Genomic DNA, 268 nt, shown 5'->3' on the forward strand with positions numbered 1-268 from the left:
GCTTCAATCGGTGGCGTACCGCCTTTGTGGATGTTGGAAATCACGGTCCGTTCCGACTCCACCATGCCTTTACGCGGGCGATAGCACATGTAGGCGCTCATCGAGGTGGCAGAGACCAGGCCGGGCCGCTCGCCGATCAGCAGCACCAGCACTTCCGGCTGTAAAATCTCGCCGATGTGGTCCATGCAGGCGACGCGTCCGCCCTTGACAAAAAACGGGGTGCCCCAGCTTAATCCATAAGAGCGCAGCGAATCGAGCAAAGCTGGAT

The 268-nt window shown here is 59.3% G+C and carries 1 protein-coding gene; it reads right to left on the reverse strand.

Annotated elements, in window-relative coordinates; all coding sequences use genetic code 11:
- A partial coding sequence (locus MXD62_RS08745) for an ethanolamine ammonia-lyase light chain EutC (RefSeq protein ID WP_248828883.1) occupies nt 1-268 on the reverse strand: 268 nt, incomplete at both ends.

Source organism: Frankia sp. Mgl5 (assembly GCF_023242985.1).
In the GTDB taxonomy this organism is placed as follows: Bacteria; Actinomycetota; Actinomycetes; order Frankiales; family Frankiaceae; genus Parafrankia; species Parafrankia soli.